The sequence below is a fragment of the Microbacterium plantarum genome, assembly GCF_035231185.1.
GTDB lineage: Bacteria > Actinomycetota > Actinomycetes > Actinomycetales > Microbacteriaceae > Microbacterium > Microbacterium plantarum.
This window is the reverse complement of record NZ_CP141117.1, coordinates 388,730-412,370: the sequence shown is the minus strand read 5'-3', so window position 1 is coordinate 412,370 and position 23,641 is coordinate 388,730. Positions and strand designations below refer to the sequence as shown.

General features: G+C 71.3%; 24 protein-coding genes. 12 read left to right on the top strand and 12 right to left on the bottom strand.

Translation table 11 applies throughout. From position 1 onward, the window contains the following. Positions 1–9 precede the first annotated feature (9 nt). The 4 genes from VC184_RS01970 to VC184_RS01955 are packed head-to-tail and all read right to left on the bottom strand — an operon-like array spanning position 10 to position 5,676. Positions 10–807, bottom strand: a complete 798-nt coding sequence (locus VC184_RS01970; RefSeq protein WP_282501968.1) for a MerR family transcriptional regulator — start codon at positions 805–807, stop codon at positions 10–12. Between the two features lie 58 nt (positions 808–865). Continuing rightward, positions 866–1,789 (bottom strand): serine hydrolase, encoded by a 924-nt coding sequence (locus tag VC184_RS01965; RefSeq protein WP_112616143.1) that lies wholly within the window; start codon positions 1,787–1,789, stop codon positions 866–868. A 46-nt stretch (positions 1,790–1,835) separates the two neighbouring features. Continuing rightward, positions 1,836–3,833, bottom strand: coding sequence for a M13 family metallopeptidase (locus VC184_RS01960; protein ID WP_323987155.1), 1,998 nt, complete (start codon positions 3,831–3,833; stop codon positions 1,836–1,838). A gap of 46 nt (positions 3,834–3,879) precedes the next feature. After that, positions 3,880–5,676, bottom strand: a complete 1,797-nt coding sequence (locus tag VC184_RS01955) for an alpha/beta fold hydrolase (RefSeq protein ID WP_323987153.1) — start codon at positions 5,674–5,676, stop codon at positions 3,880–3,882. Between the two features lie 127 nt (positions 5,677–5,803). Here VC184_RS01955 and VC184_RS01950 point away from each other — a divergent pair, with 127 nt between their 5' ends. Beyond that, complete coding sequence (locus VC184_RS01950; RefSeq protein WP_282501966.1) at positions 5,804–7,120, top strand: MATE family efflux transporter; 1,317 nt, start codon at positions 5,804–5,806, stop codon at positions 7,118–7,120. Between the two features lie 84 nt (positions 7,121–7,204). Continuing rightward, entirely contained in the window at positions 7,205–7,714 is a 510-nt protein-coding gene (locus VC184_RS01945) for a hypothetical protein (protein ID WP_114589054.1), read from the top strand. 18 nt (positions 7,715–7,732) lie between these two features. On the opposite strand, the gene VC184_RS01940 is transcribed toward VC184_RS01945, so the two are convergent. Continuing rightward, complete coding sequence (locus VC184_RS01940; RefSeq protein ID WP_407667123.1) at positions 7,733–8,401, bottom strand: TrmH family RNA methyltransferase; 669 nt, start codon at positions 8,399–8,401, stop codon at positions 7,733–7,735. A 38-nt stretch (positions 8,402–8,439) separates the two neighbouring features. Here VC184_RS01940 and VC184_RS01935 point away from each other — a divergent pair, with 38 nt between their 5' ends. After that, positions 8,440–9,078 (top strand): metal-dependent transcriptional regulator, encoded by a 639-nt coding sequence (locus VC184_RS01935; protein ID WP_114589053.1) that lies wholly within the window; start codon positions 8,440–8,442, stop codon positions 9,076–9,078. Between the two features lie 6 nt (positions 9,079–9,084). Here the strand turns inward: VC184_RS01935 and VC184_RS01930 are convergent, their stop codons facing one another. Beyond that, entirely contained in the window at positions 9,085–10,047 is a 963-nt protein-coding gene (locus VC184_RS01930) for an SDR family NAD(P)-dependent oxidoreductase (protein WP_112616129.1), read from the bottom strand. A gap of 42 nt (positions 10,048–10,089) precedes the next feature. Here VC184_RS01930 and VC184_RS01925 point away from each other — a divergent pair, with 42 nt between their 5' ends. Then, positions 10,090–10,899 carry an HAD-IIA family hydrolase gene (locus VC184_RS01925; protein ID WP_112616127.1) on the top strand — a complete coding sequence of 270 codons (810 nt, stop codon included), beginning with the start codon at positions 10,090–10,092 and terminating at the stop codon, positions 10,897–10,899. A gap of 112 nt (positions 10,900–11,011) precedes the next feature. Next, complete coding sequence (locus tag VC184_RS01920; RefSeq protein ID WP_112616125.1) at positions 11,012–11,197, top strand: hypothetical protein; 186 nt, start codon at positions 11,012–11,014, stop codon at positions 11,195–11,197. Between the two features lie 21 nt (positions 11,198–11,218). On the opposite strand, the gene VC184_RS01915 is transcribed toward VC184_RS01920, so the two are convergent. Then, entirely contained in the window at positions 11,219–11,629 is a 411-nt protein-coding gene (locus tag VC184_RS01915; protein WP_282501965.1) for a RidA family protein, read from the bottom strand. Between the two features lie 77 nt (positions 11,630–11,706). On the opposite strand from VC184_RS01915, the gene VC184_RS01910 reads away from it, so the two are divergent. After that, the gene (locus tag VC184_RS01910; RefSeq protein ID WP_282501964.1) at positions 11,707–12,150 is read left to right on the top strand and encodes a winged helix-turn-helix transcriptional regulator; all 444 of its coding nucleotides are present in this window, start codon (positions 11,707–11,709) and stop codon (positions 12,148–12,150) included. Here the strand turns inward: VC184_RS01910 and VC184_RS01905 are convergent. The 3 genes from VC184_RS01905 to VC184_RS01895 form a co-directional block, all read right to left on the bottom strand. After that, positions 12,111–13,202 (bottom strand): alkene reductase, encoded by a 1,092-nt coding sequence (locus VC184_RS01905; protein WP_323987150.1) that lies wholly within the window; start codon positions 13,200–13,202, stop codon positions 12,111–12,113. The genes VC184_RS01910 and VC184_RS01905 overlap by 40 nt on opposite strands. A gap of 114 nt (positions 13,203–13,316) precedes the next feature. Further along, positions 13,317–13,895, bottom strand: coding sequence for an orotate phosphoribosyltransferase (gene pyrE / locus VC184_RS01900; RefSeq protein WP_112616119.1), 579 nt, complete (start codon positions 13,893–13,895; stop codon positions 13,317–13,319). 44 nt (positions 13,896–13,939) lie between these two features. After that, positions 13,940–14,434: a metallophosphoesterase family protein gene (locus VC184_RS01895; RefSeq protein ID WP_274178243.1), complete on the bottom strand. Its 495-nt coding sequence runs from the start codon at positions 14,432–14,434 to the stop codon at positions 13,940–13,942. Positions 14,435–14,497: 63 nt separating this feature from the next. Between VC184_RS01895 and VC184_RS01890 the strand changes: the two genes are divergently transcribed. The 3 genes from VC184_RS01890 (at position 14,498) to VC184_RS01880 (ending at position 17,406) form a co-directional block, all read left to right on the top strand. Then, on the top strand, positions 14,498–15,337 hold the full coding sequence (locus tag VC184_RS01890) for an exodeoxyribonuclease III (protein ID WP_274178242.1): 840 nt from the start codon (positions 14,498–14,500) through the stop codon (positions 15,335–15,337). A 72-nt stretch (positions 15,338–15,409) separates the two neighbouring features. Next, positions 15,410–16,696, top strand: coding sequence for a sensor histidine kinase (locus VC184_RS01885; RefSeq protein WP_323987148.1), 1,287 nt, complete (start codon positions 15,410–15,412; stop codon positions 16,694–16,696). Positions 16,697–16,761: 65 nt separating this feature from the next. Then, a complete protein-coding gene (locus VC184_RS01880; protein WP_323987800.1) occupies positions 16,762–17,406 on the top strand; it encodes a response regulator transcription factor in 645 nt (214 codons plus the stop codon). A gap of 12 nt (positions 17,407–17,418) precedes the next feature. On the opposite strand, the gene VC184_RS01875 is transcribed toward VC184_RS01880, so the two are convergent. After that, positions 17,419–18,753: a hypothetical protein gene (locus tag VC184_RS01875; RefSeq protein ID WP_274178239.1), complete on the bottom strand. Its 1,335-nt coding sequence runs from the start codon at positions 18,751–18,753 to the stop codon at positions 17,419–17,421. A 74-nt stretch (positions 18,754–18,827) separates the two neighbouring features. Further along, positions 18,828–20,639 carry a glycoside hydrolase family 15 protein gene (locus VC184_RS01870; RefSeq protein ID WP_323987146.1) on the bottom strand — a complete coding sequence of 604 codons (1,812 nt, stop codon included), beginning with the start codon at positions 20,637–20,639 and terminating at the stop codon, positions 18,828–18,830. Between the two features lie 81 nt (positions 20,640–20,720). Here VC184_RS01870 and VC184_RS01865 point away from each other — a divergent pair, with 81 nt between their 5' ends. From VC184_RS01865 to VC184_RS01855, 3 genes are read left to right on the top strand one after another with little or no spacing between them, the layout of a single operon-like run. Continuing rightward, positions 20,721–21,764 carry an ABC transporter substrate-binding protein gene (locus VC184_RS01865; protein WP_323987144.1) on the top strand — a complete coding sequence of 348 codons (1,044 nt, stop codon included), beginning with the start codon at positions 20,721–20,723 and terminating at the stop codon, positions 21,762–21,764. A gap of 2 nt (positions 21,765–21,766) precedes the next feature. Then, positions 21,767–22,792, top strand: a complete 1,026-nt coding sequence (locus VC184_RS01860) for a FecCD family ABC transporter permease (RefSeq protein WP_258524604.1) — start codon at positions 21,767–21,769, stop codon at positions 22,790–22,792. Continuing rightward, a complete protein-coding gene (locus VC184_RS01855) occupies positions 22,789–23,553 on the top strand; it encodes an ABC transporter ATP-binding protein (protein WP_323987143.1) in 765 nt (254 codons plus the stop codon). The genes VC184_RS01860 and VC184_RS01855 overlap by 4 nt, the downstream gene beginning before the upstream one ends. Positions 23,554–23,641 lie beyond the last annotated feature (88 nt).

Below are 23,641 nucleotides of genomic sequence, written 5' to 3'. Positions count from 1 at the left end.
CACCGGCGCTCAGGACACGGGCTGCTGCAGGTCGATGACCCATCGGTCGCCGTCACAGGGCGTCTGCAGGTAGATCTCGCGGCACGCGCCGTCGGATCGCAGTCCGCGCCGCTCCGCCTCGGCGACCAGCGCCTGCCACGCGCTCTGGATGCCAGCGAGATCGTCGGCCTCGTAGCGAAGGGTGAGCGCTCGCGGTTCGGCCGAGACGACCGCCCGCTCGAGGCCGTCGGGCACCGGAGCGTCACCGATCTGCTCAGCCGCGGCGGCGATCATGCCGTCGCCTGTTGTCATGTAGACCGCGACGCCGGGGCCCAGCCGTCGCGCACCGGCGGCATCGATGCTGTCGTTCACGCGTTGGAACATGACGCTGATCTCGTCTTCGATCTGCGCCATCTCGTCGATGCGGACCGACAGCTGAGTCAGAGTCAGCTCGGGCAGTGCGGTCTCGATGAATGTGGACACGGGTATCTCCTTCTCGATCGATCGGAGCCTCGCCTCGACCTCGTGCAGCCGCTGTACGTCCGCGGTGATCTGACCGCTCAGCTCAGCCCTCCGCTCCCGCAGGAGCGCGGCCACCGATGCCGACGACATACCGTGGTCGAGCAGCCGGCCGACCTGTTCGAGGGTGAAGCCGAGGTCCTTCAGCGCGATCAGCCGGTTGGCTCGATCGAGCTGCGACGCGGAGTATGAGCGGTAGCCCGAGGCCGGATCGACGCGATGCGGATGCAGCAGACCGAGTTGGTCGTAATGGCGCAGCATCCGCACCGACACGCCGGCCAGCCGGGCGAACTCTCCGATACTCAACATGGTGATCCCACTCGACAGCCTGACACGGTGTGAGAGTCAAGCGAACAGCGGGATCGGATCAGAAGACGTACTCCATGAGATCGAGCCCGAACGCGCGGAACGCCTCATGAGCGCGCAGGCGGTCGCTCATCGACAGGTCGTCGAACCCGACCAGGAGCGCGTACGACACCCCGGCACGGGGGCCGGCGAGCACGCCGGCCTCGGCGCGGATGCCGTCGGCGCGGCCGGTCTTGTTCACGAACAGCAGCTCGTGCTTGTCGTCGTCGTGCGCGAAGGGGTCGAGTCCCGTCACCGAGCCGACGAGCGACAGGTCGTGGTTCAGGCTCAGCCACTCCGACACCTGGGCGCTGACGCCGGGCGAGACGACGTCGGTGTTGACGAGGGCCGCGAACATCGCGGCGAGCTCGCGTGCCGTGCCGAGCGCGTAGTGCGGGGCATCGTCGGGCCCACGGGTGTCACGGAACCGGTCGAGCAACGCCGTGCGCGGCATCCCCAGGCTCCCGATCCGGGCGCGCACCGCATCGAGACCGACCCGCTCGAGCAGGGCGTTGGCCGCGAGGGCGTCGCCCGTCGAAGCCGCGAGCACGGCGAGGTCGCCGAGCGGGAGGGCCGGTGCCACGAGGTGTCGCCAGAGTCCCGCGACGGCGACGTCGCCCACTGTCGAACGATCGACGATCTCGAGCGGGTCGAGGGTCCCGGCGTCGAACCGCGTGGCCACCTCGATCAGCAGCGGGACGATCCCCATCCCCGCGACGGGCAGCGTGACGAAGTCGTCGCCCGCGAGCACCGGTGTGCCGCGGTCGAGGTCGCTGACCCGCACGGACACCCGTGCTCCTGAAGCCGCCAGCGTGTCGAGCGCCTTCTCGGTCGACGCGAACCCCCGGCGCGGCACGCTCGAGCGACGTCGCGGACGCGCGGCGCCCCGTCGCTCCGCGCGCGAGCGGGCGGTCCCGGAGGAGGACTCGGATCCATCCACCGTCATGTTCTCGTCTCCGTCGGAGTCAGTCTGAGCGATTCGGTTCGGGTGATCACCAGATCGTGACGCGGCGATCTGGGGCGAGCCACAGCTCGTCTCCCTCGGTGACGCCGAATGCGTCGTAGAACGCATCGATGTTACGGACGATCTGGTTGCAACGGAACTCGTTCGGAGCGTGAGGGTCGATCGTGAGCAGTCGAATGGTCTCGGCGTCGCGGCCCTTCTGCTGCCAGATCTGACCCCAGCTCAGGAGCAGCCGCTGCACACCCGTGAAGCCGTCGATCACGGGACCGTCGGGCGCTTCGGCCAGCTCCTCCGGCGACATCGTCGCGGCGAGGTGGAGCCGGTAGGCCTTGAGGGCGATGCCGAGGCCACCGAGGTCGCCGATGTTCTCCCCGATGGTCAGCGCCCCGTTCACGGTGTGCTCGTCGCCGAGGCCCCGCGGCACGAGGGCGTTGTACTGCTCGATCAGGGCGCCCGTGCGCTCCTCGAAGGCAGCACGATCAGCGTCGGTCCACCAGTCGTTGAGCGCGCCGGTGCCGTCGTAGGCGCTGCCCTGGTCGTCGAACCCGTGCCCGATCTCGTGACCGATGACCGCCCCGATGCCGCCGTAGTTCGCCGCGGCATCGCGCTCGGACGAGAAGAAGGGCAGCTGCAGGATCGCCGCGGGGAACACGATCTCGTTCATCAGCGGGTTGTAGTACGCGTTGACCGTCTGCGGCGTCATGTGCCACTCGTCGCGGTCGATCGGCTGACCGAGCTTCGCCAGCTGACGCTCGTACTCCCACTCGGTGGAACGCAGCACGTTGCCCAGGAGGTCGGTGGGGTCGATCTCGAGCGCGGAATAGTCCTTCCAGCGGTCGGGGTAGCCGATCTTCGGAGTGAAGGCGGCGAGCTTCTCGAGCGCGCGCTCGCGGGTGGCCGGCGTCATCCACTCGAGCCCCGTGATCGACTGCCGGTACGCCTCGATGAGGTTGTCGACGAGGGCATCCATCTCGACTTTGGCCTGCGGCGGGAAATGCCGCTCGACGTAGATCTCGCCGACAGCCTCGCCGAGCGCCGCCTGCACGATGCTCACGCCGCGCTTCCAGCGCTCGCGGTTGACGGGCACGCCGGTGAGCTGGGTGCCGTAGAAGTCGAAGTTCTCGGCGACGAAAGCGTCGGGCAGGAACGGCGCCGAGGCGCGAACGACCTGCAAACGCAGCCAGGCCTTCCAGTCCTCGAGGTGCTCGTCGGTCAAGAGCGTGCCGAGCCCGGAGAGGAAGCTCGGCTGATTGACGTTGATCTCGGCGAAACCGTCACGGTGCCGCGGCGCGAGCCCCTCCAGCCACGGGTCGAGGTCGACGCCGGCGAGGGCCGTCACCTCGTCCCACGTGTGCAGGTTGTAGGTCGCGACGGCGTCACGGTTTCGCACGTTGTCCCAATGGTGCGCGGCGAGCTCCGTCTCGAGCCGTGCGATGCGCTCGGCCTGCTCCGCGGCATCTGCGACCCCGGCGAGCTCGAGCATGCGCTCGGCGTATCCGCGGAACGCCGTGCGCGTCGCGGCGAAGCCGTCGAGGCGGTAGTAGCTCTCGTCGGGGAGCGACAGCCCGCCCTGCACGAAGAACACGACGTAGCGCTCGGGATTGCCCGGGTCGGGCTCGATGAAGGTACCGATCATGCCGCCGATGCCCTCGCGCTCGAGCTCGCCGACGGTGCGCAGCAGCGCCGGGATCGAGTCGACCGCGTCGACGCGCGCCAGCTGCGGTCGGAGCGGCTCGGCACCGAGCTCGTCGATGCGAGCCGTGTCCATGAAGCTCGTGAACAGGTCGCCGATCTTCCGCTGCACCGTGCCCGGCTCGGCGGTCGTCGCCTCGTCGATGATGGCGCGGACGTCGCTCTCGGCCTGCTCGGCGATGACGTGGAACGATCCCCAGCGGGCCTTGTCGTCGGGGATCTCGGTGCGCTCGAGCCAGCTGCCGTTGACGTGCCGGAACAGGTCGTCCTGCGGTCGGATCTCGGGACTCAGCTCGGCGATGTCGATGCCGGAGGGAAGGACGGGGTCGGTCATGGCACCCATGCTAGGCCGACCGGACGACACGAACTTCTGAGACCATTCAGCGTTCCGTGGTGGTACACCCCTCGGCAACCGGGATGCCGGCGAAACGATCCCTCGTCCAGTCGAACAGCTCGTCGATGAGGGGCGACGGTCGCTCGACGACCCCCGCATGCTCGAACCCCGCGTACGTGCGGAAGTCGACGTCCTGACCGGCCGCGCACATGCGGTCGACGAATGCGGCCTGGGTCTGCACCGGGATGACGCTGTCGGCCCCGCCGTGCGCCAGCAGCACGGGCGCGGTGGAGCGCAGCGGCGCCGTGTTCTCGCGCAGGTGCCGCCCGAGCACTCCGGATGCCGGCGACCGCGAGAACAGCGCCGGGTCGCGGCTCATCCCGAGAGCCGCGGCGACGGAGAGCACGATCGTCGGGTCGGACAGGCACCGCTCCGACATCTGCCGCAGCACGGTCTCCGCGCCGGGACGCACATAGTCGCGGTACTCGATCTCGGGATAGATCGACGAGAACGAGGCGAAGGCGTAGGACGCGAAGATGCTGCCGCCGGTGACACTCGAGATGCCCTGCACGAGAGCTGCGGGGTCGCTCGCCGGCGCGAGGGCGGCGACGCCCTGCACCCAGACCTCGGGAGCGTACTCACGGGCGACCGCGCCCGTCCACAGCGCCGCCGCACCGCCCTGCGAATGCCCCCACACGACGGTGCGGGCGCCGAGGTCGGCCTCCTCGAGCTCGCGCGCAGCCCGAACGGCGTCGAGCGAGGCGTGGGCGCTCGGCAGCCCGACGAGATAGGGATGCGGCCCCTCGGTGCCGAGTCCGATGTAGTCGGTGCCGACGACGGCCCAGCCCTCTTTGATGGCTCGCGGCAGCATGTAGAAAGCGCCCGACCACAGTCCGCGCGGCTGCAGCGAGGGGGCGCAGTGCTGCGCGAACCCGGTGGTCCCGTGGTTCCAGTCGATCACCGGCCATTGCCCGTCGCCCTCGCGCGGCACCGCGACGATGGCGCTCGCGACGCGGACATCTCCGTCGACGCCGGTCGTCGTGTAGAGGATCCGCCACCCTTCCGCGCTGGCCGGGATGCCGGCGTCGAACGGCTCCGCCCGCACGAGACGCCCGGGCTCGTCGGGCAGGTCACGCGGCGCCGCATAGAAGTCGTCGACGACGGTCGAGCCGTCGCGCAACGGCGCTGTCACGATCGTCGTGGTCACGGCCAGCGCGACGGAGGCGATGGCGACCACCGTCCGTCCCCAGCGCCGGCGGGGCCTGCCGTCCGGCCCCACGCGTTCGGCCACGCGGTCGTCGCGACGGCGGCGGAGCCGCGTCCAGAGGTCGACGACGCCGCTCATGATCAGCCGGGCGCCGAAGACGACGGCGGTCACGAGCAGGGTGATGTCGGGCCAGAACAGTGCGAGCGCGCCGAAGATGACGCCCGACGCGCCGAAAGCGGCGTCGGCGATGCGCGCGTCCCAGGTACGGCCACGCCCGAAGGCCGCGATGACGCCGAGGATGCCGCCACCGAGGAGAAGGATGCCGACGACGACCGCGACGACACGCACCGTCAGTCCCGGCGCGAGGAGGACGATCGCGCCGCCGAGAAGCCAGGCGACCCCCGTTGCCGTGCGCCAGCGCGGGCGGTGCGCCTCGCCCTCGCGCCCGGTGAGCTCGAGGAGGCCTGTCAGCGCCATTCCGCCGCCGATCAACCAGGCGAGGACGTCGAGAGCCGTCGTCGGACGGATGACGATGACGACGCCGAGCACGACGGCCGCGGCGGCCACGACGACGCGGACCCACGTCGGCAGCCGAGCGTGCAGGCGCGCAATCGCCAGGCGTTCGAGCAGCCGCATCCGGCGTCCTCTCCCTCGGTCGATGATCAACGGTAACCGTCGTTGCGGTGGCGTTCCGCGCGCTCGACAGCGACCCGGCGGTCGTGCAAAGGCGGGTCCGCCGGCGTCACGCCTCTAGGCTCGAGTCATGGCGCCCACGCTCAACCGCGAGATCCTGCGGCTGGCCGTTCCCGCCCTCGGCGCCCTCATCGCCGAGCCGATGTTCCTCATCGTCGACGCCGCGCTCATCGGCCACCTCGGCGTCGTGCCGCTCGCGGCGCTCGGCATCGCCGGCGCGGTGCTGCAGACGATCGTGGGGCTGATGGTGTTCCTCGCCTACGCCACGACCCCGGCGGTGGCCCGTCGCTTCGGAGCGGGCGATTCGACCAGCGCCGTCAGCGCGGGGATCGACGGGCTGTGGCTCGCGCTCGGCCTCGGCGCCGTGCTCGCGGCCGCGGGCTCGCTCGCCACGCCGCTGCTGGTCGGCATGTTCGGAGCCGGCGAGGCCGTCGCGACGGATGCCGAGACCTACCTCCGCCTGTCGATGTGGGGTCTTCCGGCGATGCTCATCGTCTTCGCCGCGACCGGGCTGCTGCGCGGCATGCAGGACACCGTCACCCCGCTGTGGATCGCCGGCCTCGGCTTCGGCGCCAACGCGGTGCTGAACGTCCTCTTCATCTACGGGTTCGGCTGGGGCATCGCCGGGTCGGCGATGGGCACCGTGATCGCCCAGTGGGGCATGGTCGGAGCCTACGTGGTCGTGATCGGCCGCCTCGCTCGCCGGCACTCGGCGTCGCTCCGGCCCCGCGCCGACGGCATGCGCGGGTCGGCGCGTCTCGGCGGCTGGCTGTTCCTCCGGACGGTCTCGCTGCGCGCGGCGCTGCTCGCGACCGTCGCCGTCGCGACCGGCCTGGGCACGAGCGAACTCGCCGGCTGGCAGGTCGCCTTCACGATCTTCTCCACCGCGGCCTTCGCGCTCGACGCGCTCGCGATCGCCGCGCAGGCGCTCATCGGGCGTGGCCTGGGTGCCGGCGACGAGGCCTTCGTCCAGCGCGTCCTCGGTCGCACCGTCGCCTGGGGCGCCTGGTTCGGCGTACTCGTCGGGGGCGTCATCGCCGCGACGTCGGGGGTCATCGGGTTGCTGTTCACCGGCGACCCGGCCGTGGCCGCCCTGATCCAGCCGGCGCTCCTCGTCCTCGCGATCGCGCAGCCCGTCTGCGGCATCGTCTTCGTCCTCGACGGGGTGCTGATGGGCGCCGGCGACGCGCGCTATCTCGCGATCGCCGGAGGCCTGAACCTCATCCCCTTCATCCCCGCTCTCCTGGTGATCGGAGCGCTGCATCCGGGCGGCGCGGCAGGCCTCGCCTGGCTCGCGGTGGCGTTCTTCGGCGTCTACATGATCGCCCGGCTGGTCACGCTGGGGTGGCGCGTGCGGCGCGGCGCGTGGCTGCGCATCGCCGTCTGAACCCCGGAGACGCGAAGCCGAACTGTGATCGGGTCGAAACCCCATTCACGTGCGAACCTCAGATTCCGCGCTTAGCGTGGCGGCATGCCGAAGCTCACCTCTGCCGCCGCCGCCGGTGCCGCCGTGCTCGTGGTCGGGATGCTCGCCTCCGGCTGCGCGCAGGAGACAGCGCCGGTCGAGATCCCGACGCGCTCCGACGACCCCCGGACGCTGCCCCGCCCCACCGCCGACGACGCCCGGCAGTGGGCTGACACCGTCATCCCCGAGAACGGGCTCGGCGGGGCGTCCTGGACCCAGCGCGAGGCCGGTGTTCTCGAGCCCGGCAGAGAGCCGATCATCTCCGTCACCGCCGGCGAAGCGCCCGCCGTCGTGACGATCGCCTGCGTCACCGGATCGGGAAGCGAGCTGGCCTACACCGTCACAGCCGACGGCACGACCATCGAGAGCGGAAAGGTGCCGTGCGCCGCCGTCGACGGCAACGCCGAGCCGCACGGCATCCGGGATGTCCCGGCCGACGCGACGGTCGAACTCAGCGCGTCGGCGACGGGTCTGTTCGTCTACGCCGTCACCCCGGACCGCCACCCGGAGCGGTGACCTCTCGCCGGTCGGTCCTCATCGAGCCCAGCGACGGCACCACTCGTACATGACCACGGCGCCCGCGGCCGATGCGTTGATGGAACGCGTCGAGCCGTACTGCGTGATCTCGACGACGACGGATGCCGCAGCCACGGCCTCGGGCGACAGCCCCGGCCCCTCCTGACCGAACATCAGGACGGCCCGCTCGGGCAGGTCGGCGCGGTCCACCGGAACCGACCCCGGGACGTTGTCGACCGCGACGATCGGGAGGTCATTCTCACGTGCCCACGCCGCGAAGGAGGCCACATCCTCGTGGTGGCGGACGTGCTGGTAGCGATCGGTCACCATCGCGCCCCGGCGGTTCCACCGCCGCCGTCCCACGATGTGGACCTCCGCCGCGCCGAAGGCGTTCGCGCTGCGCACGATCGAGCCGATGTTCATGTCGTGCTGCCAGTTCTCGATCGCGACGTGGAAGGGATGCCGGTGCTCGTCGAGGTCGGCCACGATTGCCTCGAGCCGCCAATAGCGGTAGTGGTCGACGACGTTCCGGCGGTCACCGTCGGCCAGCAGCTGCGGGTCGTACCGGGGGTCGTCAGGCCACGCGTCCGGACCGCCCGGCCACGGCCCCACGCCGACCGGCAGCTGCGGTTCCGCGTCGACGCCGTCGCGGTCGCCGCTCGCGTCGGCGGGGTCGGGGCGGGTCACCGGGACAGGCTATCCCGCCGCCGCGGATAATCTGGAGTGTGCCCTCCCCCGCCGTCGACGACTACCTGAAGACGATCTACCACCACACCGAGTGGCAGCCGGCGCCGATCACCCCCTCGCAGCTCGCGGCGACGCTCGGGCTCGCGCCGTCGACGGTCACGGAGATGGTCCGCAAGCTCGCCGCTCAGGACCTCGTGTCGCATCGCCCGTACGGACCGGTGGCCCTGACCGAAGCCGGCCGGCGGCGTGCGGCATCCATCATCCGGCGTCACCGCCTCATCGAGACCTGGCTCGTCCGCGAGTTCGGCTACGCCTGGGACGAGGTCCACGACGAGGCCGAGGTGCTCGAGCACACCATCAGCGACCGACTGCTCTCGGGCATCGCCGAACGGCTCGGCGATCCCCGGTTCGATCCGCACGGCGACGCGATCCCGGACGCCGACGGCGAGGTCCATCGCGAACCGTTCGTGCTGCTCGCCGAAGCGGCGATCGGCCACGAGGGCCGCATCCTTCGCGTGAGCGACCGTGATCCCGCCCTGTTGCGCACGCTCGAGGGCCACGGCGTCGACGTGGGCCACACCCTGACGGTCAGCGGACGCGACAGCGTGCGGCTCGACGGCGGCGGTTCCGTCGTGCTGCCACCCGGTGCCGCCGCGGCCATCTGGGTCACCGCCTGAGCGCGATCAGCTCTTCGCGCGCGTCCGGCTCGCCTTCAGATACGGCCACGGCGTGCGCGTCGTGTGCTCGCAGTACGACCACAGGCGCGCGGCGATGTCCGGATCGCGCGTGATCGCCGCGGGCGTCGCGACGCGCGGCTCGCCCCGGAGCACACCGGCCGGCCCGTAATACTCGCCGCCCGCGGCATCCGGGTCGACGAGAGCGCGCACGAGCGCCCACGCCCCCCGTTCCTTGGACTGCGTCACGGCGACCTGCAGGTTGTCGGTGAAACGCGTCATCCGCGACGGCTCGTTGATGCCGGCGATGCCGCGGGTGCGCCCGCTCGTGGAATAGCCGGGGTGGGCGACCAGGCTCGAGACCGGCACGCTCGCCGCCCGCAGGCGCTCGTCGGCCTCGAGGCCGAGTGAGGTCGTGGCGACCTTCGACTGCACGTATGCGCGCCAGGGCGAGTAGTCGCTCTCGAGCTCGATGTCGGTCGGGTCGTACTTCCAGATCGATGTCGACACCGAGCCGACCCAGACCATGCGGCCGCGGCCGGCGGCGAGCGCGATGAGCAGCTCCCCCGCGAGCGCGTAGTGGCCGAGGACGTTGGTGGCGAACACCAGCTCGTGACCGTCGGGGGTCGTGCGGCGCTGACGCGGCGGATGCACCACCCCGGCGTTCAGGAGCAGGCCGTGGAGGGGCTTTCGGCCGCGAGCGGTCGCCGCCGCTGCCCGCACGGAGCCCAGGTTGCTCGTATCGAGCAGCAGCGTCTCGACCGATCCCACCCCGTCGGGCAGGGCTCGCACGACCGAGGCGCGCGCCGTCGCGAGCCGCTGCGGGCTGCGGCCGGTCATGATGACGTGGGCCCCGGCCGAAGCGAGCTGCAGACTGGCGAAATACCCGAGTCCCGCGTTGGAGCCCGTGACGAGATACCGCTTGCCCGACAGGTCGGGCAGCTTGCGGGGATTCCAGTCGTCGTGGGCCACGAGTGAAGACTACGGCCGGATCGCCACAGCTAGGCTGGGGCCATGCGGACACGCGCCGATATCGAGTGCTGGCTCACGGACATGGACGGCGTTCTCGTCCACGAGAACCACCCCATCCCGGGGGCGGCGGAACTGCTCGCGCAGTGGCGCGAGACGGGCACGCCGTTCCTCGTGCTGACCAACAACCCCTTCTTCACGCCCCGAGACCTCAGCGCGCGTCTCGCGCGGTCGGGGCTGGAGGTGCCGGAGGACCGTATCTGGACGTCGGCGCTCGCGACGGCGGACTTCCTGCGTTCGCAGCATCCGGGCGGCTCGGCGTTCGTGATCGGCGAGGCGGGCCTCACCACCGCCCTCCACGAGGCCGGCTACATCATGACCGAGACCGACCCCGACTACGTCGTGGTGGGCGAGACGCGCAACTACTCCTTCGACGCCATCACGAAGGCGATCCGGTTCATCAACGCCGGCGCGCGGTTCATCATCACCAACCCGGATGCCACGGGCCCCACCCCGGAGGGCGTCGTTCCGGCGACCGGTTCGTTCGCGGCCCTCATCTCGCACGCGACCGGGAAGAGCCCGTACGTCGTCGGCAAGCCGAACCCCATGATGTTCCGTTCGGCGATGAACCGCATCGGAGCGCACTCCGAGAACACCGGCATGATCGGCGACCGCATGGACACCGACGTCGTGGCGGGCATCGAAGCGGGTCTGCACACCGTGCTCGTGCGCACCGGCATCTCGGACGACGCCGAGATCGAGCGGTACCCGTTCCGCCCCGACGAGATCCTCGACTCCGTCGCCGATCTGCTCGAGACGGAGCCGTACGAGACCGAGGATCCGGGCATCCTGTGAACGAGTTCGAGCAGAACCTCCTGCTGATCAGCGTCGCGCTCATGCTCACGACGACCCTCGTGGTCGTCATCGTGCAGTTCGTCCGGCGGCGCCGCGACGGGGACGACGACTGATGTCGATCGTCCTCGCGCTCACCGGTCTCGCGATCCTGCTGATCGCGCTGATCATCTTCGTGCGCAACCAGCAGATCGGCACCGACGGCACCAATCGCGGGTCGACCCGTCGCGGCATCATCCTGCTCATGTTCTTCGGCCTGCTGCTCGGCCTCGCGTCGCAGCTGCCCGTCTTCCAGAGCTGAGCCCGGATCGGCCGCCGGGAGTCAATCGAGGACCGCGGTCGCCTCCACCTCGACGAGGACGTCGGGCTCGAAGAGGTAGTCCACCCCGATGAGCGAGGCCGGCGGCATCGGTGTGGGCAGCCCGATCTCCGCGGCCACATCGTGGACGCCCGCCATGAAGTCGGCGATGCGGTCGGGCGCCCACCCCGTGACGTAGAAGGCCAAGCGGACCACATCGGCGAACCCCGCGCCGGCGCTCTCCAGCGCGGCGTGGGTGTTGCGGAGGGCGTGCGCGACCTGACCGGTGAGATCGCCGGGAGCCACCGACCTGCCGTCGGCGGTTCGGGCGATCTGGCCGGCGACGTGGACCTGGCGCGCGCCGGTGGCAACGGCGACGTGGTGGTACGGAACGGCCTGCATCAGCGAGTCGGGCGACGACAGGTGAACGGTCATGGTGAAGCTCCTTGCATCGTTATTGGTATCTCATGGATACCTGGTGCTCGGAAGTCACTTCAACGAGACTGGGTAGCGTGACCGATACCACCCCCGCCGACGCAGACCGATTCGAGATCGCGGCCCCGCATCGCGACCTGCTCGACCAGGTACTCGACAGGTGGTCGCTCGCGGTGCTGAACGAGCTGTGCGACGCGCCCGCCCGGTTCAGCACCCTCAGGCGCGCGATCCCCGCCGTCACGCAGAAGTCGCTGACCGCGACTCTGCGGCGGCTCGAGCGCAACGGCATCGTGGAACGCGTCGTACTCAGCACCCGGCCGGTCGCCGTGGAGTACCGGGTCACAGCGCTCGGCAAGACCCTGCGCCCGCCCGTCGACGTCATCCTCGCGTGGGCGCAGGAGCATATGCCGCGCATCGAGGACGCGCGTCGCCGCTTCGACGAGGCGATGGATGCGACGCTCGGGTTCGGGTCCGGGGTCGTTCAAACCGCGCCGGCGGGCACCTCGTCGAGGAACGGGTAGTCGATGTAGCCCTCGGCGGTCGAGCCGTAGAAGAGCTCGGGGCGCGCCTCGTTGAGCTCCGCCCGCTGCTCCCACCGGGCCGCCAGATCGGGGTTGGCGATCACGGGGCGACCGACGGCGACGGCATCCGTCCAGTCGGCGATCACGAGGGTCTCGGCCTCCTCGCGGGTCGTCGGAGATCCGAAGCCCGAGTTGAGGATGAAGGGGGCGGCGGCCGTGCGACGGATGTGCTGCACGAGCTCGCCCGTCGGGTCGGCGCTGAGCACATCGACGAACGCGAGCCCGAGGGGGGCGAGCCTCTCGGCGACAGCCGTGTAGGTCGCGCGGGCGTCGGCGTCGTCGTGCTCGAGCACACCCTGGATGTTGTGCTGCGGCGAGAGCCGGATGCCGGTGCGGTCGGCGCCCACGGCAGCGGCTACGGCCCGGGTGACCTCGACCGCGAAGCGCGCGCGGTTCGCGGTCGATCCGCCGTACTCGTCGTCGCGCACGTTGGAGACGGGCGAGAGGAACTCGTGCACGAGGTATCCGTTCGCGCCGTGGACCTCGACACCGTCGAGCCCCGCCGCGAGCGCGTTGCGCGCGGCCTGCGCGAACTGCTCGACGACCTCGGGCACCTCCGCCGCGGTCAGCGCGTGCGCGATCGGCATGTCGGCCTTGCCCTTCGGGGTGCGGGTCTGCCCGGGCGCAGCCAGCGCGCTCGGGCCCACGACTCGGTCGGCACCGGTGATGTCGGGGTGCGACACGCGTCCGCCGTGCATCAGCTGCATGACGATGGTGCCGCCGGCCTCATGGACGGCGTCGGCGATGCGTCGCCAGCCCGCGATCTGTTCCTCGGTCTGGATGCCGGGCTGCCCGGGGTACGACTTGCCCTCCACGACAGGCCACGTGCCCTCGGTGATGATGAGGCCCTGCCCCGCGCGCTGGCGGTAGTACTCGACCATGACGTCGGTGGGAACACCGTCCTCGCCCGCGCGGGTGCGCGTGAGCGGCGCCATGACGACGCGGTTCGACAGGTTCAGGGCACCGAAGACGGCGGGCTCGTACAGGCTCATACTGAACCGCAACCGCCCAGGCCCCGCGCGCTATTCCTCGGCGGCTGCGGTTCACCTGGCAGTTCATGCCCCCTCACGCAGCCCGAAGCGGCGGATGCTGCCAGGTGAAGCGCCTTACTGCGGGGCGAGGCCCAGGTCGTCGAGGTCGATCGCGGCGAGCCACTGCAGCCCGGCCTCCTCGACCGCTGCCTGGGCGCCGGTCTTGCGGTCGACGATGACGGCCACCGCGACGGGCTCAGCGCCCTCGCGCCGCAGCGCCTCGACGGCCTTGAGTGCGGACTGGCCGGTGGTCGAGGTGTCCTCGACGACGACGACGCGCTTGCCTGCGACATCCGCGCCCTCGACCTGCCGACCGCGGCCGTGGTCCTTGGGCTCCTTGCGCACGACGAACGCATCGAGGGGGCGGCCCGCGCGCACCGACTCGTGCATGACGGCGTTCGCGATCGGGTCGGCGCCGAGGGTGAGGCCGCCGACCGCGACGACGCCGTCGACGTCCGAGATGAGGTCGAGCATGATGCGGCCGATCGCCGGCGCGGCGCGGTGGTCGAGCGTCAGCCGACGCATGTCGACGTAGTACGTCGCCTTCTTGCCGCTCGAGAGGGTGAAGTCGCCGTGGAACACCGCCTCGTCCTGGATCAGCCGGATGAGATCCTGGCGGTCGGCTTCGAGCTCGGGCGTGCCTGCGACGGTCATGACCCCGAGTCTACGAGCGGGTCGCCCCGGCGCGACGCCGTCGCTCAGACCACGACGAGGTCGACATCGCGCAGCTCGCCCTCGTCGACCGTGAGCGTGAGGAACGTCTTGTGAGGCTGGCGACGCCGGTCGGTGGGCGAGCCCGGGTTGAGCAGCCGGAGTCCGCGCGGGGTCGTCGTGTCCCACGGGATGTGGCTGTGGCCGAAGACGAGCACGTCGTCATCGGAGTAGACGGCGTCCATCCGTCGCTCGCGCCCCGCCGCGGCGCCGGTCTCGTGCACGACGGCGAACCGCACCCCCTCGATCGTTCGACGCGCCACCTCGGGCAGTCGCGACCGCAGGTCGGCTCCGTCGTTGTTGCCCCACACCCCCAGCACCTCGCCGTGCCGCTCGAGCTCGTCGAGGACGGATGCCGCGACCCAGTCCCCCGCGTGCACGATGAGGTCGGCCGCGTCGGCCGCGGCGAGCACGGCATCCGGCAGGGCCCGCGCCCGCCCGGGGACATGCGTATCGGCGATGAGCAGCAATGTCGTGGCCATCCCCCGACGGTATCCGGATGCCGCGCAGCGGGCGAGGTCCGAGCCGCCGAATAGGCTGGGGGCATGCGTCTTGCCACCTGGAACGTGAACTCGATCCGCGCTCGCGTCGACCGGATCGTCGGCTTCGCGGTGAACGAAGACATCGACGTCCTGGCGATGCAGGAGATCAAGTGCAAGCCCGAGCAGTTCCCGATGGAGCAGTTCGAGGCGGCCGGCTACCACGTCGAGCTTCACGGCCTGAACCAGTGGAACGGCGTCGCGATCGCCAGCCGCGAGCCGATGACCGACGTGCAGATCGGGTTTCCCGGGATGCCGGGATTCCTCAAGGGCCACGAGGGCCCCGACGCGCCGCAGGAGGCGCGGGCCATCGCCGCGACCGTCGGCGGCGTCCGCGTCTGGAGCCTCTACGTCCCGAACGGCCGGTCGCTCGATGACCCGCACTACGTCTACAAGCTCCACTGGCTGCAGGCGCTCGAGCAGTACACGCGCGACACCCTGGCCGCATCCCCCGGCCTCGCCCTGGCGCTCACCGGCGACTTCAACATCTGCCCCACCCCCGAGGATGTCGGCGACCCGACCCTCGTCGAGGGCGTGACGACCCACGTCTCGCCGCCCGAGCGCGCCGCGTTCCAGGCGCTGCTCGACGCCGGCCTCTCCGACACCGTGCGCCCGCTGGTGCCGACCGGCTTCACCTACTGGGACTACAAGCAGCTGCGGTTCCCCCGCAACGAGGGCCTGCGCATCGACTTCATCCTCGGCTCGTCCGCGTTCGCCGATGCCGTCACCGGCGCCGCGATCCACCGCGATCAGCGCAAGGGGGAAGCGCCGAGCGATCACGTCCCCGTCGTCGTCGACCTCGTCCTCGACGGCGACGACGATGACGACCGTCCGATGATCTTCTGATCGTCGCGCCGGCCGTCCGGCTCCCCCGCTCGGGGGATGTCGCACCCCTGCGCGCACCGTAGCGTGGAGGTCATGCCCGTGGCCTCCCCCGTACCCGACGAGCGTCTCGCCGCGACCCCCGAGCAACTGCGCAACGACCTGTGGCTCGCCGCCGCGCTGCTCGTGAGCGCGATCCTCAGCACCTGGCTCGGCAGTGTCGCGCAGGTCTGGGGCGACGACTCACCGCACCTCGGCTGGGGCCTGCTCTACAGCGTGGCGCTGACGGCGCCGCTCGCGCTGCGTCGCCGCATCCCCGAGGTCGCGCTGATCGTCGTCGCTGTCGTCTACTTCGTCGGCATGTCGGTGCACATCCCCGAGATGTACGTCGGCAGCATCGCCCTCTTCATCGCGATGTACTCGGTCGGCGCGTGGGTGGTCGACCGGCGGCGGGCCCTGATCGTCCGCGTCGTGGTCATCATCGGCATGTTCTTCTGGCTGCTCGCGGCGATGTTCCAGGCGGCCAGCGAACAGGGCAGCGACAGCGCCGCGGAGTTCTCGCTGTTCTCCCCCGTCGCGGCGATGATGATGCTGCAGTTCCTCTTCAACGTCGTCTTCTTCGCCGGCGCCTTCGCGTTCGGCGAGCGCGCCTACGCGGGCGCGCTCAGCCGCGAGGAGCTCGAACAGCGCACGCGTGAGCTCGAGCACGAGCGCGAGATCACCGCGGCGCAGGCGGTGGCGCTCGACCGCGTCCGCATCGCACGCGAGCTCCATGACGTCGTGGCGCACCACGTCTCGGCGATGGGCGTGCAGGCCGGCGCCGCGCGCACGGTGCTCGATCGCGATCCCGAGGCGGCGCGACGCGCGCTCACCGTGGTCGAGGAATCGGCACGGGCGTCGCTGACGGAGCTCCGCCAGCTGCTCGAGACGCTGCGGACCCCGGATGCCGCGGCACCGCATGATTCGACGCTGCGGCTCGACGCGATCGCCGAGCTGGCCCGGTACTCGGAGGAGAACGGGATGCCGACCACCTTCACCGTCGTCGGCGAACCGGTCACGGCGTCCGAGGTCGCGCAGGTGAACCTCTACCGCATCGCCCAGGAGGCGCTCACGAACGCGCGCCGCCATGGCGGGCCCGACGCGCGCGCCGACGTGCGGCTGCGCTTCGACGGCGACGAGATCGAGCTCGAGATCGCCAATGACGGCCGCGTGCGCTTCGGGGCGACGCCGGGCCTCGGCCTCGTGGGCATGCGCGAGCGCGCGGCGGCATCGGGCGGCTGGCTCGAGGCGGCACCCCGTCCTCGCGGCGGCTTCCTCGTCCGGGCCCGTGTTCCCGCGAGCGCGCGGTCGTCCCACCCGAGCACCCAGGGGGTTCTCGCGTGAGCACGCCCACCTCGCCCGCGCCCTCCACGCCCACCTCGGTGGTGCTCGTCGACGACCATGCCGTCATGCGGGCCGGTTTCCGCATGATCCTCGAGGCGAGCGGCGACATCGCCGTCGTGGGCGAGGCCGGCGACGGCGCGGAGGCCGTCGAGACGGTCGCACGCCTGCAGCCGGACGTCGTCTTCATGGATGTCCAGATGCCCGTCCTCGACGGACTCGAGGCGACCCGCCGCATCGTCGCCGACCCTCGCAATTCCAGCGCGGTCGTCGTCGTGACGACCTTCGACCGCGACGACTACCTGTTCCAGGCGTTGCAGGCCGGAGCCAGCGGCTTCCTGCTGAAGAACGCGGGACCCGAGGAGCTCGCCGCCGCCGTGCGGGTGGCCGCCGCCGGTGACGCCCTCCTCGCTCCGGAGGTCACCCGACGGGTCATCGAGCGATTCGCGGGCGGCCCACCCGACGCGACCTCCGCGGCCACCGAAGCACCCGCCGCGCCGCAGGCGTCGACTCCCGCCGATCACGGCCTCACCGAGCGCGAGGCGGAGGTGCTGCGCCTCCTCGCGCGGGCGCTCAGCAACGCCGAGATCGCGCGAGAGCTCTTCATCGGCGACGCCACGGTGAAGACGCACGTGTCGAACATCCTGATCAAGCTCGGCGCACGCGACCGCGTGGCCGCCGTCGTCCTGGCCCACCGCAACGGCTGGGCCTGACCAGCCGCGAGCTCAGGCCGGGTCGGAGACGGGCGAGAGCGAGGGGCGCGGCACGGGCATCGAGAGGGGCCGCACCGCGCGCGGCATCGCGATGCGCCAGAGCGCCTGGATGCTCCAGATGAACAGTGCGACCAGGAGCACGTTCCGGGCGAGAAGCAGGCTCGCCGCGAACGGGTCGGCGTGCACGAGCGGCATGTAGAAGATCGGGAAGACGAGCGTCGTCAGGAAGCTCGTCACGGCCATCCACTTCGCGGGCGTCCGCCACCGCTCGGGGTCGATGAGCAGCCCCACGACGACGATCGGGGCGAGCCACAGCATGTACTGCGGAGAGCCGACCTTGTTGAAGACGATCAGCGCGGCGGTGAGGGCGAAGGCGCCCAGCACCATGAGGCGGCCCTCCGCGCGCTCGACGCGCTGGGCGCCGGCGACCCAGGTCATCCGGGCTCGCACGAGCAGCAACGCGATCGCGGCGAACGCGGCGATCATGAGCCAGCCGACGACCTCGCCGGCAGCCATCGCCCCGTGCCCGATCACCTCGCGGGTGGCGAGCTCGTAATTCTGCTGGATGCGCGCTCCGGGCAGCTCCCAGATCGTCGCCCACACCCACGGCGTCGCGACGGGCGCTTCGAGCTGCGGGGCACGAGTCCCTTGGATCGTGAGGAAGCTGAAGAGGTTCGATGCGCCCCCGGCGAGAACCACCGCGATCATGATGACGACGCTCGCCACGCCACCGCCCACGGCGATCCACCAGCGGCTCCGGCACACCGCGACCACCGCAGCCGCGATGGCGGCCGGCCACACCTTGATCCAGGTGGCGAGCGCGATGAGCGCTCCGGCGACGACGGGGCGCCGCGAGACCCAGACGAGTCCCGCGATGGCGAGCGGAGCAGCGAAACCCTCCAGGCGCAGCATCGACACGGGGGCGAGGAGCAGGATGCTGAGCAGCCAGTACCAAGCGGCCGGATAGGCCGAGCGACGTTGCAGCCGCGCCCCGGCGATCGCGGCGAGGGCGAGCCAGTTGGCGCCGGCGAGCATGAGCAGCCAGACGAGCTGGTACAGGTAGGGGCCCAGCGCGATCGGCGCGACGATCGGCAGCAGCGCGCCCGCCGGATACACCCACTCGAAGTCGATGATGGGCCAGGTTCCCTGCACGGCATCCTGCGCCCACTGCCGGTACAGCGGGAGGTCGCCCTCCGTGCCGCCCGCGATGATCAGCGGCAGGAGGGCGAGGATGTAGGCCGCGTGGAAGGCCACGAAACCGGTGACGAGACCCCGACGGGTTCGGCCGAATGCCGCCAGTCGCTGGCGGCGCGTCGGGCGGCGGGGGGATGCCGGAAGAGACGTCACCCGGGCATCATAGGCCCCGCGCATATCTGCCCGATGAACGCCGAGGTGGCCGCTGTGGCGTACCGCCGGCCGGCTCAGCGCCGGTGCGCCGCGCGCCCGCCGTGCCCCGCCAGCGCATCGGCTGCGCCCACCAGCGCGAGGTGCGACAGCGCCTGCGGCGTGTTTCCCGCCTGGCGCCCGTCGGTGACGTCGTACTCCTCCGACAGGAGCCCGACGTCGTTGGCGAGTCCGCCCAAGCGGTCCATGAGCCGGGTGGCGTCGTCGATGCGTCCGGTCGCCGCGTACTGCTCGACGAGCCAGAACGAGCAGGCGAGGAAGGGATGCTCGGTGCCGGCGAGACCGTCGACGCCGGCCTCGGTGCGGTAGCGCATCACCAGGCCCTCGCGCAGCAGCGTGCTCTCGATGCGCGCGACGGTCGCGAGCATGCGCGGATCGTCGGGAGCGCAGAACCCGACGGCCGGAAGCAGCAGCAGCGACGCGTCGACCTCGTCGGTGCGGAAGTGCTGCGTGAAGTGCCCGCCCGCGGCATCCACGCCCTGCTCGTCGATCTCGGCGCGGACGCGGTCGCGCAGGGCCCGCCAGCGATCGGGATCGCCGTTCAACCCGTGCTCCTCGACGGCGCGGACGCCCCGATCGAGGGCAGCCCAGACCATCGCCCGCGAGTGGGTGAACATCTGCGGTTCACCCCGGATCTCCCAGATACCGTGATCGGGCCGGTCGAGCCAGGCGACGACCTGATCGAGCAGCGCCCGCTGCAACGCCCACGAGAACGAGGTCTCGGTGACGCCGGCGAGCCGGGCGGCCTCGAGGGCGACCATCACCTCGCCGATGACGTCGGCCTGATACTGGTCGACCGCGCCGTTGCCGACGCGCACCGGCGCGGATCCCGCGTAGCCGGGCAGGCTCTCCAGCTCGCGCTCGGGCAGGTCGCGCTCGCCCGCGATGCCGTACATGATCTGCACGTCGGCGGGATCGCCCGCGACCGCCCGCAGCAGCCAGTCGCGCCAGCGCGCGGCCGCCTCGAGATAGCCGTGCGAGATGTAGGCCTCGAGAGTCAGGGCAGCGTCACGCAGCCATACGTACCGGTAGTCCCAGTTGCGCGAACCACCGAAATCCTCCGGCAGAGAGGTCGTCGCGGCGGCGACGATGCCGCCCGTCTCGGCGTGGGTGAGCGCCCGCAGCACGAGCATGGAACGCAGCACCCGGTCGCCCCACCGCCCGCCGTCGCGGATACGCCGCGCCCAAGTCGTCCACCACCCGCGCGTGCGCTCGAGGGCGCCGTCGACGTCGAAGGGCTGCGGGATGTCGCGGTACGAGGCCTCCCAGCGCAGCACCGAGTCGACGGTGCGCCCCGCCTCGACACGGAACTCGCCCCGGTGCATCGTGTCCCGGGCGACGAGCCGGGGCCCGCGCAGCGTGACGGCATCCGGCCCGGCCACCGCGAGCAGGACGCCCATCGGGCGGGCATCCGACGTGTCGGCCGCACCGATCTGCCGCACCCAGGGCACCGCCCGCGCATAGTCGAACCGCAGCCGCACCTCGCTCACGAAGTCGACTTCGCCCGCGACACCGACGACGCGCCGGACGACCGCATCGACCCCGTCGAGGACCGGCATGAACTCGTGCACCTCGGCGACACCGGCGGCACACTCCCACCGGGTCACGAGCACGAACGTGTCGCCGTCGTAGCGCCGCGTCGCGGTCGCGTCCGGGTCGCGTGGCCGCAGGCTCCAGCATCCGTGCGAGCTGTCGCCGAGCAGGGCGCCGAAGATGGAGCCGGAGTCATAGCGGGGAAGGCACAGCCAGTCGAGGTCGCCCCGGTCGGACACGAGCGCCGCACTGCGGCAGTTGCTGAGGAGGGCGTAGCGCTCGATCGGTGCGGGCATGCTCGCATCATCGCGGTCGGGGGTCGGATCCGCCAACACGGCGATTCGCGGATGCTGGTTAGGCGAGGCTATCCTTCTGCGGTGCGTCATCGTCTCCTCGCCAGTCTCGCCATCGTTCCGCTGGCCGCTCTCGCTCTCGCGGGCTGCGGCGCATCGGAGGTCGTCCCGGCCGGCGCGGCGGGCCCGGCCGGCAACGGAGAGACGTCCTACCCCCTGACGGTCGAGAACTGCGGCCGCTCCATCACCGTCGACGCGGCGCCCCAGCGCATCGTCTCGCTGGACCAGAACTCCACCGAGATCCTGCTCTCGCTCGGGCTGGAGGACCGCATCGTGGGCACGGCGTCGTGGACCGACCCGATCCTTCCCTCGCTCGCCGAGGCGAACCAGAACGTGCCCCGCCTGGCCGACAACGCCCCCACCTACGAGGTCACGCTCGGCGCCGACCCCGACTTCGTCACTGCCTCGTTCGGACGACACTTCACGCAGGGCGGCGTCGCGACCCGCGACCGGTTCGATGAGACGGGCATCGGAAGCTACCTCTCGCCGACCGACTGCGACAACGGCGTCAGCATCAACGGCGGTGGCACCCGCACCACCCCGCTCACCGTCGACGCGCTCTATCAGGAGATCACCGAGCTGGGTCGGATCTTCGACGTCTCCGATCGGGCCGAGAAGCTCGTCGACGATCTGCGCTCGCGCGCTGCGGCCGCGACGGAGGGCATCGACGCCTCGGGCGCCACCGTCGCCTTCTGGTTCGCCGACACCAAGACCCCGTACGTCGCCGGCGGGCTCGGCTCGGCTGCGCTGCTCGCGGCGACCACCGGGTTCGCCAACGTGTACGCCGATGCCGACGACGACTGGCCCGCGACCACCTGGGAGGACCTCGTCGACCGCGATCCGCAGGTGCTCGTCCTCGGCGATCTGCAACGCGATCGCTTCCCCGGCGACCGGCTCGACGACAAGATCGCGTTCCTCGAGTCGGATCCCGTAACGCGCACGATCGATGCCGTGCGCAACAAGCGCTACATCGCGCTGCATGGCGCCGAGCTCAACCCCTCGATCCGCTTCGTCGACGGGCTCGAGAAGATCGAGAGCTGGATGGACGAGCACCGGGACGAGCTCTGAGCGTGCGCACCCGCGGACCCGTCGCCACGGCCGGGTTGCTCGGGGGCGGCATCCTGCTGCTCGTCGTGTCGGTCGGCGTCGCGATCACCCTCGGCCCGGCCGACATCCTGCTCGTCAACGTCCGCGACATCGTCACCAACCACCTGGGCCTCACCGACATCCCCGTCAAGACCGCGAAAGACGCGATCGTCTGGGAGGAGCGACTGCCCCGCGCGTTGGTCGCCGCGGCGTGCGGTGCGGGGCTCGGGCTCTGCGGCGTCATCATGCAGTCGCTGCTGCGGAACCCCCTCGCCGAGCCGTTCATCCTCGGCATCTCGTCCGGCGCCTCGACCGGTGCCGTCGCGATCGGCGTGCTCGGCCTCGGCGGCGCCGCGCTCGGCCTCTCCGGCGGGGCCTTCATCGGAGCGCTCGTCGCTTTCGCGGTGGTGCTGCTGCTCGCACGCCTCGCCGGGGGCGGGAACGACCGTGTCGTCCTGGCCGGAGTCGCGAGCACGCAGCTGTTCTCGGCACTCACGTCTCTCGTGATCTTCGCGTTCGCCGACGCCGATGAGACGCGCGGGGTCATGTTCTGGCTCCTCGGCTCGCTCGAGGGCATCCGCTGGGACGACGTCGTGCTGTGCACCGTCGTCGTCGCGCTGGGCTCCCTGCTGTGCCTGCGCTACGCCTCGGCCCTCGACGCCTTCGTCTTCGGCGATGAGGTCGCGGCCTCCCTGGGCATCCACATCGCACGCACGCGCGGCATCCTGCTCGTCACGACCGCGCTGATCACGGCCACCCTCGTGAGCGTCGCCGGCGCGATCGGCTTCGTCGGTCTCGTCCTGCCCCACATGGCACGCCTGCTCGTCGGGTCGCGCCACGGGCGTCTCATCCCCACCACGATCGTCGCGGGGGCGATCTTCATGGTGTGGGTGGATGCCGGGTCGCGCGTCGCCTTCTCGCCCACGCCGCTGCCCGTCGGCGTCGGGACCGCCCTGGTCGGCGTGCCCGTCTTCATCGTTCTGCTCGCCCGCCGGAGGAACCGCGCATGACCCTCGCCGCACGCGACGTGTCGTGGACGCGCTCGGGCACGCTCGTCGTCGACGGCGTGAGCGTGCGCCCCGAACCGGGGCAGACCCTGGGCCTGCTCGGGCCCAACGGATCGGGCAAGTCGTCGCTTCTCCGGCTGCTGCACGGGCTCGTCCGCCCGACTGCAGGACTCGTGACCCTCGACGACGAAGACCTGGCCTCCCTCGGTCGGCGCCGCGTCGCGCGGACCGTGGCCGCCGTGACACAGCACGCCGACACGGAGGTCGACATCACCGTGCGCGAGATCGTGCGCCTCGGGCGCATCCCGCACCGGACGACCTTCGGCGGCGACCCGGCGGCCGATGCCGCGGCGGTCGATCGCGCCCTGGAGCACGTCGGCCTGGCTGATCGGGCCGACCGCATGTGGCACACGCTCTCGGGCGGCGAGCGCCAGCGCGCGCAGATCGCCCGCGCGCTGGCGCAGGAGCCGCGCGAACTGCTGCTCGACGAGCCCACCAACCACCTCGACATCCGTCATCAGCTCGACCTGCTCGAACTCGTCTGCGACCTGCCGGTGACGTGCATCGTCGCCATCCACGATCTGAACCTCGCGGCGATGTACTGCGATGCCGTGATGGTGCTGCAGTCGGGCCGGGTCGTCGCCGCGGGCGCCCCCGCCGAGGTGCTGACCGCCGAGCTCATCGCCGACGTCTACGGCGTGGCCGCCGAGGTGCGCCCGGACGCCCGCGACGGGCATCCGGTCATCACGTTCCTGCGCCGCTGACGGGGCTCACCCACCCCGCTCCCCCCGCGCGGCTCCCCCGCTGGGCGGGGCGGATCCCGGCACGATCCGCCGTACGGGGGATCCGCCT

What these genes read in the sequence shown, in the direction of transcription:
- VC184_RS01970 (WP_282501968.1), bottom strand. Translation starts at nt 807, where the DNA reads ATGTTGAGTATCGGAGAGTTCGCCCGGCTGGCCGGCGTGTCGGTGCGG.
- VC184_RS01965 (WP_112616143.1), bottom strand. Translation starts at nt 1,789, where the DNA reads ATGACGGTGGATGGATCCGAGTCCTCCTCCGGGACCGCCCGCTCGCGC.
- VC184_RS01960 (WP_323987155.1), bottom strand. Translation starts at nt 3,833, where the DNA reads ATGACCGACCCCGTCCTTCCCTCCGGCATCGACATCGCCGAGCTGAGT.
- VC184_RS01955 (WP_323987153.1), bottom strand. Translation starts at nt 5,676, where the DNA reads ATGCGGCTGCTCGAACGCCTGGCGATTGCGCGCCTGCACGCTCGGCTG.
- VC184_RS01950 (WP_282501966.1), top strand. Translation starts at nt 5,804, where the DNA reads ATGGCGCCCACGCTCAACCGCGAGATCCTGCGGCTGGCCGTTCCCGCC.
- VC184_RS01945 (WP_114589054.1), top strand. Translation starts at nt 7,205, where the DNA reads ATGCCGAAGCTCACCTCTGCCGCCGCCGCCGGTGCCGCCGTGCTCGTG.
- VC184_RS01925 (WP_112616127.1), top strand. Translation starts at nt 10,090, where the DNA reads ATGCGGACACGCGCCGATATCGAGTGCTGGCTCACGGACATGGACGGC.
- VC184_RS01920 (WP_112616125.1), top strand. Translation starts at nt 11,012, where the DNA reads ATGTCGATCGTCCTCGCGCTCACCGGTCTCGCGATCCTGCTGATCGCG.
- VC184_RS01915 (WP_282501965.1), bottom strand. Translation starts at nt 11,629, where the DNA reads ATGACCGTTCACCTGTCGTCGCCCGACTCGCTGATGCAGGCCGTTCCG.
- VC184_RS01905 (WP_323987150.1), bottom strand. Translation starts at nt 13,202, where the DNA reads ATGAGCCTGTACGAGCCCGCCGTCTTCGGTGCCCTGAACCTGTCGAAC.
- pyrE (WP_112616119.1), bottom strand. Translation starts at nt 13,895, where the DNA reads ATGACCGTCGCAGGCACGCCCGAGCTCGAAGCCGACCGCCAGGATCTC.
- VC184_RS01895 (WP_274178243.1), bottom strand. Translation starts at nt 14,434, where the DNA reads ATGGCCACGACATTGCTGCTCATCGCCGATACGCATGTCCCCGGGCGG.
- VC184_RS01890 (WP_274178242.1), top strand. Translation starts at nt 14,498, where the DNA reads ATGCGTCTTGCCACCTGGAACGTGAACTCGATCCGCGCTCGCGTCGAC.
- VC184_RS01885 (WP_323987148.1), top strand. Translation starts at nt 15,410, where the DNA reads ATGCCCGTGGCCTCCCCCGTACCCGACGAGCGTCTCGCCGCGACCCCC.
- VC184_RS01880 (WP_323987800.1), top strand. Translation starts at nt 16,762, where the DNA reads ATGCGGGCCGGTTTCCGCATGATCCTCGAGGCGAGCGGCGACATCGCC.
- VC184_RS01870 (WP_323987146.1), bottom strand. Translation starts at nt 20,639, where the DNA reads ATGCCCGCACCGATCGAGCGCTACGCCCTCCTCAGCAACTGCCGCAGT.
- VC184_RS01855 (WP_323987143.1), top strand. Translation starts at nt 22,789, where the DNA reads ATGACCCTCGCCGCACGCGACGTGTCGTGGACGCGCTCGGGCACGCTC.